Genomic DNA, 14,626 nt, shown 5'->3' on the forward strand with positions numbered 1-14,626 from the left:
AATCATACTTGAACTTTGCCGCTTTATTCCAAAAACGATCGCTGCACTTATTAAATATTTCAACAAAATAGTCTTGAAATATGACTAAAGCTTTACAAATAGGCGATGTCTACGACGGGCATAGCTGCATCTCGGTCTTACCTAAAGAAATTATTCCATTTTTGGCTAGTTACAACCTGATTGGGCAATTGTTATCTCAGAGCATTATCGAATCTGCGATCGCACCAATCACCTGCACACAAGCAGAAACATCTCATGCTCTAGAGCAATTTTATCAGCATTGGGATTTAACAAGCGAGCAAAAAATCCAAGATTGGTGTTCGCGTTATTGTCTGACTCAAGAGCAATTAGAACTTTTCGCAACCCGAAAGCTCAGAGTTGAAAAGTTCAAACAAATAACTTGGGGACATCAACTAGAATCTTACTTTATCAAATACAAAAAACATTTTGATAAAGTCATTTATTCTTTAATTCGGACTGAAAATAGAGAAACTGCCAACGAACTATTTTTCCGAATTACAGAAGGGGAACAGTCATTTGCTGAACTAGCGCGTGAATATTCTCAAGGGACAGAAGCTGATACAGGCGGCATCGTCGGCCCAGTAGAACTTGGTACTATTACTCCCAATTTTGCTCAGTTACTTTGCACAAGGCAAGTGGGTATAGTTCAACCACCCATACCCTTTGGAGAATCATGGATCATTTTACGTGTGGAAAAGTTTATAACTGCCCAGTTGGACAATTTTATGCGCCAGCGATTACTGCAAAAAAATTTTGAAACTTGGTTTCAACAGCAAGTAAATCAACTGTCACCGGAAGAAAAAACCTGGATATGAATCATAGCAATTCAAAATTAAAATTTTCAACTACTTTTCTTCTATCACTCTCTAGAAAATATTATGATATCGAACTTTATCGGGTAGACTAATCTGCAATTCTCAAGTTGATTTACTGATTTGAATTTCCGAGGTTAGATTGTCCTATCTCGATTCAGATCGAAGAGCTAACTACTCAAAAATCTGAGCTAAAAAGCTGAATACAATATAACGTCGGGGCAAGTGCCCCGATTTTTTCATGCATAAGGATTTAACAGCTTTTTCAAAATTTTTCCGTTCTTAGTGCATAAAGACTAAAAGACATCGTAGAGAGTGATATGCAGAGAAGTTCATTTAGAAAAATGCTTTCTTTGGGGAATAGCGGAATCATTGAATAAGTTTGTCAAATACAGAACAAAATTTCGATAGTTACAGCCGCAAATTCATCCCACAAATATGCAACTTTTTAAAAGCTACTTAATTATCTTTGTACGATCTAATTAACAAGGTAGCCTAATCTGCAATTCTTAAGTGTATTTAGCAAACTAAAATCAAGGATAAAGTTCATGTCAAAAATCATTTCTACTAATGCTGCTGTTGTTGCTCAAGAACAACTTTTCACTAACCTAACACCAGAAGAAGCGGCTATCATTGAAGGAGGATATAACCTCTATGTAAGTAGTATAGTTTGCCTGAAAGATGGTGCAGATAGTTTTAGCCAGGATGATGTTTATGCTAACGTCACTGTTGACGAGATAAGCAGTAGACTCGATGTAGGTGGCATGAGTGCAGGAGATGGTAAAAATCTAGGTTGGGAATTTAACTTTTTTGAAAATGCAGAAATCAGCTTTTTCGATAGTGATTGGCCAGACTCTGACGACGCTCTAGGCGGTTTTTCCGTCTCCGGCCCAACAAACGGCATACAAAGAACTACTATAAGTGGGGGCGGTTCTAGATACAGAGTATCTTACTCAGTCAGTTGAAGAGATTACAAACCGACCTGAGTAGTACCATTTTGGATTTTAGATTTTGGATTTTGGATTGTAAAAGAGTTAGTGACTAAGCTTTTGGGCAATCCATATATTGCAATCATTTTTCAAATTGGTAGAACTTTCCAGAAATAGCTTAGTACTTAGATATTTAGGTTAGACAAACTAAATATCATCTCTAGTCGGGGTTTTCTCCCCGACTTCTCTTTTTCCATTACTATTCGTCTTGACAATGAAATACCAAATAGTCCTTCAACACAGCGAAGAAGACTGCGGTGCAGCAAGTCTTGCCACGATTGCCAAACACTACGGACGCACATTTACCCTCAACCGCGTTCGAGAAGCCGTAGGCACTGGTTGTAGAGGAACATCCTTGCTAGGATTGAAGCGGGGTGCAGAAGTACTAGGATTCAACGCCCGTCAAGTTAAAGCTAGTCCCCAACTAATCGACCAATTACATCAAGCTCCCTTACCAGCAATTATCCACTGGAAAGGCTACCACTGGGTCGTATTATACGGGCAAAAAGGCAAAAAATACGTCATCGCTGACCCTGGGGTTGGTATTCGTCATCTTACCCGTCAAGAGTTAATGGCGGGTTGGGGTAATGGCGTCATGTTACTGCTGACTCCAGACGACAGTCGTTTTTATCAACAAGAATCAGATAAAATTGGCGGTTTGGGAAGATATCTGCAACGGGTTTGGCCTTATCGTTCTATTCTCGCTCAAGCGATCGCTATTAACATCGCTATTGGACTACTTTCTTTGGCATCTCCCTTCATGATGCAACTCCTCACCGATGATGTCTTAGTACGAGGTGATACCCAACTACTAACCACCGTCGCCATTGGCGTTATTGCCATGAACTTAATTAGAAGCGCCATTAGCTTAGTCCAATCTCACCTTATCGGTCACTTCGGTCAAAGATTGCAATTAGGGTTAATTCTAGAATACGGACGCAAACTCTTACATTTACCCCTATCCTACTTTGAAGGACGACGCAGTGGGGAAGTTGTCAGCCGCATTGCCGATGTCAAAGCCATCAATAACTTAGTTTCCCAAATTGTCCTCGGATTACCCAGTCAATTCTTTATTGCTGTAATTTCCTTGGGTTTTATGCTCTTTTACAGTTGGGAACTAACTTTAGCTTCCATAGTTGCATTTATAGTTGTCACGGGTGTTAACCTGCTTTTCTTACCCGCGATGCGCCAGAAAACCCGGAATCTGATTATTTCTGGTACAGAAAACCAAGGCTTTTTGGTAGAAACATTTCGCGGCATCCAAGTATTAAAAACTACCCAAGCTACTCCCCAAGCTTGGTCAGAATATCAAGGGAATTATGGTCGCCTCGCCAACTTGGGCTGGAGTATGATGAAACTGGGACTGTATAGCAGTACAGTTACTGGTATTCTTTCCACCTTCATTAGTATTGGCATTCTTTGGATGGGTAGCTATTTAGTCATTAATCGCACCTTAACAATCGGTCAATTAATGGCATATAACGGCATGAGTGGCAACTTTCTCGGATTCTTAGGTGCTGCGATCGGCTTAGTAGATGAGTTGATCACAGCCCAGATAGTCCTGCAACGGATGACAGAAGTGATTGACGCTACTCCAGAATCCGAAAATGATTTTAAAAAGCCTTGGGCACAAATTCCTGGCAATGCAGATATAACTTGCACTGAACTTAACTTTCATCACGCAGGTAGAGTTGACCTCCTACAAGATTTTTCCTTAACTATTCCTGGCGGTAAAGTTATTGCTTTAATTGGCAAATCTGGCTGTGGTAAAAGTACCCTGGCAAAATTGCTCACAGGCTTATATAAAGTCGAGTCTGGGAATATTCGTTATGGTTTTTATAATCAGCAAGATTTATCCTTAGAATGTTTGCGTCAACAAGTAGTATTAGTTCCTCAAGAACCCCACTTTTGGAGTCGTTCGATTATTGATAACTTCCAGTTTAGCTATCCTCATATTAGTTTTGAAGAAATTGTTAAAGCTTGTCAAATTGCAGGTGCAGATGAATTTATTAGCAAACTACCTGATAAATATCAAACTGTTTTAGGAGAATTTGGGGCTAATCTTTCTGGTGGACAACGCCAAAGATTAGCCATAGCCAGAGCCATAGTTACTCAGCCACCAGTCTTAATTTTAGATGAATCCACAGGCGCACTCGACCCAGTAAGCGAAAGACAAGTATTAGATAGACTTTTATCCCATCGTCACAATCAAACGACTATTTTAATTAGTCACCGTCCCAAGGTGATACAGAGGGCAGATTTAATTGTATTTTTAGAACAAGGACGCTTAAAAATCCAAGGTACACCAGAAGAATTGCGCTCTTTACCTGGCGAACATTTAGATTTTTTAGATGATATTTTTCCTTCTCATAATGGGTTGGTGCTGATATCTTCCCCGGCTCATCATAACGGCAAGACTGCCACTATTAATTAAGATAATTCGTAATTCGTAATTCGTAATTCGTCATTTGTAAAAGGTCATGGTTAGCAATACAAATTTTCTCCCCCCAATTCAAACAAACGAATTTCTCCCACCAATTACTCGTTGGACAACATGGGGCGGAATGTTTATTCTCTGCGTTCTCGGATTAGCTGTGCCACTTGCTGCAATTTGTAAGTATAAGGTTACAGTCCAAGCACAGGCGGTTGTGCGTCCGGCAGGTGAATTGCGAATTGTGCAAGCGGCGACTGAAGGCCAGGTTATGCACATTTATGTCAAAGAAAATCAACTTATCAAAAAAGGAGATGCGATCGCAACTATTGATGACTCGCGTCTGCAAACTAAAAAAAGCCAATTGCAAACTAGTATTCAACAATCTAAGTTACAATTAGTGCAAATTAATGCCCAGATTAGCTCCCTTAATAGCCAGATTCGAGCCGAAACTGACCGCCTTAACCGGATTATTACTGGCGCTCAAGCCGAATTGAGCGGTCGCCGTCGGGAATATCAAGATAAAAATCTCACCACTGTTTCCGAACTCCAAGAAGCTGATGCCAACGTCAAAATTGCTGAAAAAGAATTGCTGGCTGGGGAAGCACAATTAAAAACAACACAAGCAAATCTCCATGCTGCTGAAGCTGCTTTGGGTGTAGCGCAGTCAAAACAGAAGCGATATGAGAGTGTAGCCAACCAAGGGGCGCTATCTCAAGATCAATTGGAAGAAGCACAATTATCTGCCAGACAGCAAGAGCAAGCGGTAAAGGCACAACTTGCAGCAGTGGAGGCGCAAAAACAGACAATTGAACGGTTACAACAAGCGGTATCTGCTGTGATTGCCAGAAAACAACGCGCCCAAGTTGCCGTAAATCCAAGTAATGCAGCAGTAACTGTTGCTACTGAGCGAATCGCTCAAGAAAAAGCCGGAGGGGAAAGCAACAAAGCAACATTAGAAAAAGAACGCCAAACCCTAGTTAACCAACGGATTGAAATTGAAAAGCAGTTAGAGCATGATACTAGCGAACTCAAGCAAGCAGAAATAGATTTAGCTCAAACCGCGATCGCAGCTACCGCCGATGGTATCATTTCTCAACTCAATCTGCGAAACCCAGGTCAAACTGTGCGGGCTGGCGAGGAAATATTGCAAATTGTCCCTACTGATGCACCTCAAGTTTTGAAGGCTGCGGTGGCATCTGATGAGCAAAGTAAGTTAAAAATTGGTCAAAAAGTCCAAATGCGGGTCAGCGCTTGTCCTTACCCAGATTATGGTACTCTGAATGGTCAAGTGCAGACCATTTCTCCAGATGCGATCGCTCCTCAAAAGAATGGCACAAATACATCGATGAATGGGACTACTAGCCCAAAAGCTACTGCGCCCGGTGCTTTTTATGAAGTCACAATTGAACCGAAAACTCTGGTTTTAGGTAAAGGGAAAAACCAGTGTCATATTCAATTGGGTATGGAGGGTAGGGTTGATATTATTTCCCGTGAAGAAACTGTGCTGCAATTCTTTCTCCGTAAGGCGAGGTTGATTAGTGATTTGTAACTTTTTCTTTAATGTAACTATTACCGCGTAGGAGTACAAGTCCGCAGAGCCTACGACAGTCGTCTCAAGTCGGGAAACCCGCCCTTATTAACTGTCTCCCCTTGGAAGAAGACTGCGACTCCTCACTGATGCAGCGTCTACGCTTTGTATCAGTTCAACTGTTACGTTCGCCCTACAGCCCTTCGAGCATCCTACGGCAGGCGTTGGCAAAGCGATCGCTTTTGTGTTTAATAAAAGCAAGTTTGCTAAATTCCTATATTGAATTCGGGCAGTCGTCGAGGGAAATATCTGACTACGTTAGAAAGAAGGCGCATCCATGTCGATTTATTTTCGTTGTCAGACTGTAAACCCTGTAACCCACAGCGTACAACCGATCTAAGCCCCAGCGATCGCCGTTTCTACGTCTAAAGATACAAGTTTTTTTAATTTTGAGATATTAATCAAAGATTAATGAGATATTAAGTTGAAAAACTAGTTCAGATAGAAACTTATCATGACCGAGCAAGAGCTTCAATCCCTTTTTAATTCCTTAGATACCGATGGAGATGGTAAAGTATTCATTAACGATCTTTTTTTAAGTCCTGGCTTAAGTGCAATCATTTCATCAGAAACAAATACCACTAGTCCCCAGGAATTGCTAGTAAATTATGCAGACAAAGACGGTAGTATTACCTTTGAAAAGTTAAAGGAAGCAGTTGAGAAAGCAAATAATTTAAACTAGCAACCCAATCCCTAACACCCAATACCCAATAATCAAAAATCCCTCTCTAGCCCACGCTTTGAGGGATTTGCAATTTTCATGGTCATTAGACTTCTTGGCAAAAGTCGGGAAAAAGTGAAGGTGGGGCCCCCTCTGGGGATAAGGCGCGGGGGAAAGGGGGAAAGGTTTGTTATTTTCCCTTTCCCCTTTACCCCTTTCCCTTTACCCCGCTTGCGTTTCCTTCGCGAACTACTAGTTGCTTGTTTGAGCTTAACTTGATACCATTTGAGCCTCAACGATCCGGCAGGCGAAGTGCTTTCGGTGTTCTACATATACAACTTGTTTAAATTGAGGTTAACCAAAGGTTATGCAATGAATCGCAACTATCTTATAATACCTCTAAACTACAGTAAATCTCTCGGCTTACCGAATTTAATAGAGGAGGGAAATTTTGAGAAACAAGCGGCAGCATACTTGGAAGTTAAACTATATCAGGAAACAAGTTCACACTCGTACTGTTAAAGCTTGGCAAGCTATAAGAAACTGGGGGTTTATATCCCTATTTTTGGCGGGAGTAAGCTTAAGTATAGTGATGAGTGCTTGCTCTGGAGCTAATGTTGATAACACTGGTAATAGAATCGCCACTTCAGAGCGCGATCTAAACCTAACGTTTGTTTCTTACTCAGTGACAAAGGCTGCATACGAGCAAATTATTCCCCAATTTGTAGAAAAATGGAAAAAAGAGCATAACCAAAATCTGAAGTTTACTGAAAGTTATGATGGGTCTGGTTCTCAAACCCTAAATGTGATTGATGGTTTAGAGGCTGATGTGATACATCTGTCACTAGCCCTTGATGTTGACAAACTGGTTCAGACAGGTTTTATTCAACCGGGTTGGGAAAAAGAAGCCCCAAATAATGCAATTGTCACCCAATCCGTAGGTGCGATCGCTACTCGCGAGGGGAATCCCAAAAATATTAAAACATGGACAGATTTGACAAGACCAGGAGTGAGCGTACTCACAGCTAACCCGAAAACATCTGGTGGTGCGCGATGGAACTTCTTAAGTTTATGGGGTTACATAACAAAAACTGGTCAGAATGAGAAGCAAGCATTAGATTTTACTTCCAAAGTTTATAAAAATGTACCTGTGCTGCCCAAGACTGCTCGTAATGCCAGTGAATTGTTCTTTAAACAAGGTCAAGGGGATGCTTTACTCAACTATGAAAATGAAATGATTTTATCAAAACAAAAAGGCGAAAAGTTCTCATATGTTGTCCCTGATGTGAATATATCTATTGATAATCCAATTGCTGTGGTAGATAAGAACGTCGAGCAACACGGGACTCGGAAAGTTGCAGAAGCATTTGTTCAATATCTCTATACCCCAGAGGTACAACGGGAATTTTCCAAAATAGGATTTCGTCCTGTGAATAATACGATTGCAAAAGAATTGGGTAGCAATTTTCCTAAAGTTAAAACTCTGTTCAAAGCTGAAGATTTAGGAGGATGGAACAAGATTCAACAGAAATTTTTTGATGAAGGTGCTATTTTCGATCGAATCCAAGCTCAGAAGTCTTTAAAGTAAATGGGTAAAAATTTTCATAAACTTTGCAATCTACAAGATTAGGAGCCTAGACCATAAGCTATGTTATAGAAAAGCCTATGGTCTACAATCTTAGATAAATATTCAAACAAAAATTACTATTTAAAGAGCTTGAAGGCTTTGCGATCGCAGTCAAAATGTTGCTATCAAAAGATAAACCCCCAAAGTGACAAAGGTAGAAAAAGCTTACTCGCCCGTGAAATACTTTTTTGAGACGAATAAGTTAATATCCCCACAGTAGCAGCAATATAAAAAGGAATTAACCCAAATTTAATATCTGTAACAATTTGCTGTTGTAGTAATTCTGGACACATTCTATAATCAGCATCAACCTTAATTAAATGGAAATTTTCTCGCTTAATTTCCGCTACAATAGCAGCTTTCTCAATTGAAAAGTGTGCTTGAGTAGAAGTGTAGACAACCAGTTGATTAATATCTGCTTTTAACTGTTTTTTAGCTGCTATCAAAGCGACTCAAGAAGTACTATTAGCTGAGTCTTGGATTACTCCCCCTGCCAAAAGATTCACACACGACTCAATGGCATCTCAATATTTATCAGTTAAGGATTTTTAATTCGGAATCGGATTTTGCGAAAAGGTTACTGGGTTTGGGTTAAAGGTTTTTTCTTTTCACTTTTCTGCTTAACCAAGAAGTATTAAATGGCATCCAGCCCTACCGATCCTATTAGTAAGTAAGCCCAAAACTTCAAAGCAATAGTCACGACTGCTGCCTCAATCGATAGAACAGAGTCAATATACTGGCATAACGAGATAAAATAAGTTTACTTTTGGACAGAAGTGGGCATCTGTGGAAGCTCTAGATACTCATTTACCCCATTTGCAAGCAACAGTAGCCCAGCAAGAGGGATTAAGGCGTGTTTTCTCACTCTAATTGTAAGTCGGAAACTTTTATGAAAATCTACTATGTAACTTTAAATAATACAGATGAAGCGCGTCAAATTGGTCGGGCATTACTAGAATGTAAGTTAGCAGTTTGTGTCAATTGGTTCCCGATTACTTGTGCTTATAGTTGGCAAGGAGAAATTACTGAAGAACCAGAAGTTGTTTTAATTATCAAAACTCAAGATGGTTATGCTTTAGAAATCGAAAAACTTATTCATGAGCACATTACTTATACTAATTTCATCGCCGAAATTTCTCCGATAGCAGTTAATCAGGGTTTTGTCAATTGGTTGAATGCAGAAGTTTCACCGCGCTCACAATAGAAATTACCTAATACCATTTCTTCCCCTGCTCCCGTTGGCTTACCTCAGTACCGCTCGGCACGGGTCACTTACAGCAAGCCTTCTCCTTTACTTACACAACGATAGGATATTTTTTTAGTTGGAAGTTCCTTATGCCTCAAAAGGCTTATTCTAACTATTTTACTGGAGGTCAAAAATGGCAGTTCTCAAACTAGAAAATGGAACTCTCTACACCGATTTAATTCACATTGCTCAAGAATTAGCCCCCCTGAATATTCAAATTAATCGTCAGACGGTAGGAGATAACCCCAAACTCCAACATTTGTTGGCACAGGATAGTCTCAACGAAGATGAAAAAGAACAAGTACTCAAAGCAATAGATAGTTACTTTGAGCAACTACAACAGACAGCCGGCTATAAATCTCGTGATTTGGTTGTCCTTCATCAAGGGATTCCTAACCTTGATGAGTCAATGGCAAAGTTTGACCAAATTCATACCCATGCAGATGATGAAGTCCGCTACATCATTGATGGAGAAGCGATTTTTGGCTTTGTACGTTCTGATGGTAGTCAAGTAGAACTGACAGTACAACCAGAAGAATATATCAACATTCCAGCCGGAACCGAACATTGGTTTTATCTCACCCCAGCAAAGCGAGTGAAAGCAGTACGCTATTTCATCACCACAGAAGGTTGGATACCCCAATATACAAGTAGAGAAATTCGCACCCGCCAACCCCTAGTGAGTTGAGAAGGCAAAAGGCAGAAAGTAATTGACATAAATAAATTTAGGGGTTTTAAACCCGTTCCGCAGAGGGCAAAAATATATTTTCTGCCTTTTATCTTTCTTCGCTCAATTCCAAATTATCAAACATTACGAATTACGAATTACGAATTACGAATTAGTATGAAGCGGATTGTTTTTTGTGACTTTGATGGCACTATTACAGTTGACGAAACTTTTGTCGCGGTTCTGAAAAAGTTTGCACCAGTACTTTCTGCAAAACTACTGCCTGAAATGTATGCAAAAAGGCTGACACTGCGAGAGGGAGTCAAGGAAATTCTGCAATCAATTCCATCTGCAAGTTATCCAGAAATTCTGGAATTTACTAAACCTAAATTGATACGTCCTGGGTTTATAGAATTTTTGGATTTTCTGGAGTTTCAGGGAGTTTCATTAATAGTAATCTCTGGGGGACTACGGGGAATGGTAGAGGTTGTTTTGGATAGGATAGTGCATAGAATAGAGAAAATTTATGCTGTAGATGTCGATATTAGCAGTGCTTATTTAAAAGTAAATTCTGAATACGAAGGAGATACGGAACTGATCGCTAAGGTGCAAGTTATGGATCGGTACCCAGCCGATGAAAAAATCGCGATTGGTGACTCCATTACCGACTTAAATATGGGATTGCAAGCTTCTGTTGTCTTTGCACGCTCTCCCTTAGCAGAATATTTAGATGAACACCAAAAACCCTATATTCCTTGGAATGATTTTTTCCAAATCCGCGATTATTTAGCAAAATCATGGAGTTAAACCCAACATTACCAGATCCTCGTTTGCAACTAATTGCCAATGCTCGGTATTTTTACCAACAAGGTTGGATGGTAGGAACTGCCGGCAACCTCTCGGCTCAATTAGCTGATGGTAGTTTTTGGATTACAGCTAGTGGTAAATCTAAGGGTGAGTTATTACTCAACGATTTTGTTCTGATTGCTCCAGATGGCAAAATAGAAGCATCAGCCACCCAGATGATACCTTCAGCTGAAACAGCTATTCATCAATTAGTTTACCGCCTGTTTCCACAATCACTTGCTTGTTATCATATACATTCTATTGAGAGCAATTTGGTTTCTCGTTTGGTTGAAGGTGATAGTTTACTTTTACCACCCCTAGAAATGCTCAAAGGTTTGGGAGTTTGGCAAGAAAATCCCTGTTGTGTAATGCCAATTTTTGCTAATCATTTCCAAGTTGCCCAGATTGCTGGTGATATTGAACAACGCTTTGCCGTCACTCCACCGCAAATATCCGCATTCATAATTCGGGATCATGGTTTGACAGTTTGGGCTTGTTCTCTTGAAGCTGCTCGTAATTATATTGAGTTATTAGACTACATCTTTCGCTACATGGTTGCTGCCATTCGGTTAGGCATAAATATCTGAAATCCTACTTGATGGCAAAGTTAGACGGGTCTTGATCTCGTCGATGCTTAATGGGAATGGGGGCTGGCTGCCCATCACCCGCAAGGGCTGCGGTTTTTTCTAGGGATTCCCTCAATCGCTTGGCTGCGTAGATAGACATATCTCGTGGTACATTAATGCGATCGCGCAAATATCGCAGAGCCACATCAGATCCCGATGGAGGTACGCAGTCTTCCCCTGTCATCATGTGTGTTAAAGCACAACGTAGCGCGCGATCGAACAATTTATCATCTAAGGGATTGACTCGGATAATATTAATGCGGTGATCGATTGTTCGTTTAAGAACTTCCATACGGGAGTTTTCCGGCTCTGGATAAGTAACATCTGGTAGTCCAAACCAGGGGCCGTTATCCACCCGCGCTTTATTGAGAAGCATCTGGGTTTCGCCGTTTTCCCAACAACCTCCCATCTGGGGTGGTAAATCATGTGCGTGGGTGTGAAAGTCGCTCTGGGTACCGCAGTAGGTCGGTCGGCTTTCCATTGCCGCAAACCATGCGCTCAAACGAGGGTTTTCCTCCCGCAGTGAGTAGCCTTTGTAGTAGTAAAGGCTCGCATTCATCCGTTCGAGATATGGCGTAAAAATGACATCGACAATGCCGAAGCTATCTAGAAAGTAAGGGCTTGGGGTGCTACCCAGAGCCGACTCTACCCTAGCCACTACTCCGATAAATTGTTCTCGGTTGCGTTGTTCTTGTTGAGACGAACCTGCTCTAGAGCATAGCCAAACGCACCAGGCTCTAAATAAAAGTCGTTCTAATTGCCGTAGAGGAAGCACCCTATGGTCTTCCATCCCTTGGTTCAATGGAGCAAATACCTTTTCCAAAGCGATCAAAATGTCATCGCTTTCCTTAATAATCCGTCCATCTAGCTCGATCGCGGGGAGCATTCCTGATGGTACCTTACGTTTGTACCAACTTTCTTTCTCCCCATAGCAGAACATTGTCACTTTTTCGATGCGGTAGGGGATCTGTTTTTCCTCTAGCCATAACCAAACTTTTTGACAGTAAGGACACCAAGCATGGTTATCGCGGTACAGCGTTACCCGTACATCAGATTCCGGCTGACCAAACAAGCGCAACCTGGCTCTAGCATTGGTGAGACCATTAACGGTATCTATTTGATAGTCCGTGAGGGTTTCTAGTTCTTCCCAGCTTAAGGGTGCGGTAGTCATAGGGTGAGTTGCGTAGGGCAATACTTAGGACAATTCTATACTCTACAATATTTTCAACTACACCAAGGCTTAATTTAACCGATAGGTTCGCGCATCAATTCTTTCCACTTCAAGAAAAAGTTGAAGTGACGATACCACGTTCAAAGGTTCTGGCAATTTGGCATAACTTATCTCTGAATTGCCCTTTAAATAAGATATCAACAGAACAGACGCAAATCGCCAGTTGTTGACCTAACGCTGTAGAAGAACTCAGCAGCCAACCCACAGCGCTCGGTCATCGCTTCTCTACAACTGGCTAGTAATGTACTAGAAAATACATAGTAAATGTGCAATGGCGATGCCTGCGATCGTAAACTACGCTCTTTTCCTACTTAAATTTGGCTGAATTTTTGAGAGTAAAGTTCATCAGACACTTTTTTTAGTTCTGGTTCAACTACTGTCAAATGTTGCTCTAAAATTGCCAAATTCCGAATGTTGGATTTATAGAAAGCATCAAACAAATCACCCACTAAAGGCACAGTACCAACGACTGTTTCCAAACCTACATTAAAAATCATTTTGGCTAAGTCTTGACGCGGGATGCCAAACTGAGTAGCTAAAAATATAATGTAAGCTGAAAACGCTGTACTGATTAAATCACCAGCACCTGGAACTAGACCAATGATTGGGTCTATGCCAATGCGAAAACCTGTCAAAGGAATACGTATTGATGTATCCATCAGACGGCTAAGTTTGCGAATGCGATTTAGAGTAGCAAGGCGTTTGGCAGCGTCCATAATTGACCATATTTACACTACTTTTAAATTGCACCATTTTTAGTTCTTTGTCTTGTACCGTTAGAAATAACAAGTATGAATAAAAATCTTGAATACTGCCTAAAAAAGCATTATAACTAATTAGCCGGACATGATATAAGACGTTTTCTCCATGAGTTTGCATACTTTCTAACATCTCTGCCGCCCAGTCATCTTTACCCCCCGTACCAATGCATAGATATATTGCAAATCCAGGAAGGCGATCGCGTGTTCGTGTATTTGTGGTTGTAGGTAAGCAGCAAGTTCTTGCCAGCGCAAACCGACACTTACTGCTTTGATAGCCGTTTGCAATTGAGTCGAGTACAGGCCTTCTTAGAGGCACGGCAATGCCGTGTTTTTACCCGTTTACTTTACTCCATACATATTTACGGCAGACTTCGCAAGCAGCTTTTGCTTCCTCTGTTTGCGGATTGGTGAAGATGGAATGGTAACGTAACCTGTCGCAGCAGACTTGCAACCATGCACGCCAACCACTGGGCCACAACCGCACTGTGCCGTCACTACCGCCACTGACAATCGTCTGCCCATCGGCGCTAATGGCGACAGGTAAGACATAACCCTCATGACCACGCAAAGGTTCAGCCAGGAGAAGACCTTGGCGGTTCCACAACCGCACTGTGCCGTCATTACCGCCACTGACAATCGTTTGCCCATCGGCACTGATGGCGACAGAATTGACAATACGCTCATGACCGCGCAATGGTTCAGCTAAGGGAAGACCTTGGCGATTCCACAACTTTACTGTGCCATCAGTACCGCCACTAACAATCGTCTGCCCATCGGCGCTGATGGCAACAGAATTGACAATACGCTCATGACCGCGCAATGGTTCAGCTAAGGGAAGACCTTGGCGATTCCACAACTTTACTGTGCCGTCAGTACCGCCACTAACAATCGTCTGCCCATCGGCGCTGATGGCAACAGAATTGACAATACGCTCATGACCGCGCAATGGTTCAGCTAAGGGAAGACCTTGGCGATTCCACAACTTTACTGTGCCATCAGTACCGCCACTAACAATCGTCTGCCCATCGGCGCTGATGGCAACAGAATTGACAATACGCTCATGACCGCGCAATGGTTCAGCTAAGGGAAGACCTTGGCGATTCCACAACTTTACTGT

General features: G+C 41.5%; 15 protein-coding genes. 10 read left to right on the top strand and 5 right to left on the bottom strand.

Annotated elements, in window-relative coordinates; translation table 11 throughout:
• Positions 1–80 precede the first annotated feature (80 nt).
• From RMZ95_RS25930 to RMZ95_RS25955, 6 genes are all read left to right on the top strand, one after another.
• Positions 81–836, top strand: coding sequence for a peptidylprolyl isomerase (locus tag RMZ95_RS25930; protein ID WP_322684201.1), 756 nt, complete (start codon positions 81–83; stop codon positions 834–836).
• 545 nt (positions 837–1,381) lie between these two features.
• The gene (locus RMZ95_RS25935; RefSeq protein ID WP_322684200.1) at positions 1,382–1,798 is read left to right on the top strand and encodes a hypothetical protein; all 417 of its coding nucleotides are present in this window, start codon (positions 1,382–1,384) and stop codon (positions 1,796–1,798) included.
• Between the two features lie 238 nt (positions 1,799–2,036).
• The gene (locus RMZ95_RS25940; protein WP_322684199.1) at positions 2,037–4,256 is read left to right on the top strand and encodes a peptidase domain-containing ABC transporter; all 2,220 of its coding nucleotides are present in this window, start codon (positions 2,037–2,039) and stop codon (positions 4,254–4,256) included.
• Positions 4,257–4,302: 46 nt separating this feature from the next.
• A complete protein-coding gene (locus RMZ95_RS25945) occupies positions 4,303–5,805 on the top strand; it encodes an HlyD family efflux transporter periplasmic adaptor subunit (protein WP_322684198.1) in 1,503 nt (500 codons plus the stop codon).
• Positions 5,806–6,295: 490 nt separating this feature from the next.
• Positions 6,296–6,526, top strand: a complete 231-nt coding sequence (locus tag RMZ95_RS25950; RefSeq protein WP_322671254.1) for an EF-hand domain-containing protein — start codon at positions 6,296–6,298, stop codon at positions 6,524–6,526.
• Positions 6,527–6,995: 469 nt separating this feature from the next.
• Positions 6,996–8,093: a sulfate ABC transporter substrate-binding protein gene (locus RMZ95_RS25955; protein ID WP_322684208.1), complete on the top strand. Its 1,098-nt coding sequence runs from the start codon at positions 6,996–6,998 to the stop codon at positions 8,091–8,093.
• Between the two features lie 164 nt (positions 8,094–8,257).
• On the opposite strand, the gene RMZ95_RS25960 is transcribed toward RMZ95_RS25955, so the two are convergent.
• Positions 8,258–8,578 (bottom strand): pyridoxal-dependent decarboxylase, encoded by a 321-nt coding sequence (locus RMZ95_RS25960; RefSeq protein WP_322684197.1) that lies wholly within the window; start codon positions 8,576–8,578, stop codon positions 8,258–8,260.
• Between the two features lie 443 nt (positions 8,579–9,021).
• On the opposite strand from RMZ95_RS25960, the gene cutA reads away from it, so the two are divergent.
• The 4 genes from cutA to mtnB all read left to right on the top strand — a co-directional run bounded on the left by cutA (position 9,022) and on the right by mtnB (position 11,478).
• On the top strand, positions 9,022–9,336 hold the full coding sequence (cutA, locus tag RMZ95_RS25965) for a divalent-cation tolerance protein CutA (RefSeq protein ID WP_322684196.1): 315 nt from the start codon (positions 9,022–9,024) through the stop codon (positions 9,334–9,336).
• A gap of 175 nt (positions 9,337–9,511) precedes the next feature.
• A complete protein-coding gene (locus RMZ95_RS25970; protein WP_322671223.1) occupies positions 9,512–10,066 on the top strand; it encodes an acireductone dioxygenase in 555 nt (184 codons plus the stop codon).
• A 156-nt stretch (positions 10,067–10,222) separates the two neighbouring features.
• Entirely contained in the window at positions 10,223–10,852 is a 630-nt protein-coding gene (locus tag RMZ95_RS25975) for an HAD-IB family phosphatase (RefSeq protein WP_322684195.1), read from the top strand.
• Complete coding sequence (gene mtnB, locus RMZ95_RS25980; protein ID WP_322684194.1) at positions 10,843–11,478, top strand: methylthioribulose 1-phosphate dehydratase; 636 nt, start codon at positions 10,843–10,845, stop codon at positions 11,476–11,478. Before RMZ95_RS25975 ends, mtnB begins: the two co-directional genes overlap by 10 nt.
• Before the next feature lie 4 nt (positions 11,479–11,482).
• Here the strand turns inward: mtnB and RMZ95_RS25985 are convergent, their stop codons facing one another.
• From RMZ95_RS25985 to RMZ95_RS26000, 4 genes are all read right to left on the bottom strand, one after another.
• Positions 11,483–12,688 (bottom strand): glutathione S-transferase family protein, encoded by a 1,206-nt coding sequence (locus RMZ95_RS25985; RefSeq protein WP_322684193.1) that lies wholly within the window; start codon positions 12,686–12,688, stop codon positions 11,483–11,485.
• Between the two features lie 371 nt (positions 12,689–13,059).
• Positions 13,060–13,464: a DUF4112 domain-containing protein gene (locus tag RMZ95_RS25990; RefSeq protein WP_289799845.1), complete on the bottom strand. Its 405-nt coding sequence runs from the start codon at positions 13,462–13,464 to the stop codon at positions 13,060–13,062.
• A gap of 168 nt (positions 13,465–13,632) precedes the next feature.
• A complete protein-coding gene (locus RMZ95_RS25995; protein WP_322684192.1) occupies positions 13,633–13,794 on the bottom strand; it encodes a hypothetical protein in 162 nt (53 codons plus the stop codon).
• Positions 13,795–13,840: 46 nt separating this feature from the next.
• A partial coding sequence (locus RMZ95_RS26000; protein WP_409883834.1) for a WD40 repeat domain-containing protein occupies positions 13,841–14,626 on the bottom strand: 786 nt, incomplete at its 5' end.

It is taken from the genome of Nostoc sp. DedQUE07, from assembly GCF_034530975.2.
Lineage (GTDB): Bacteria > Cyanobacteriota > Cyanobacteriia > Cyanobacteriales > Nostocaceae > Nostoc.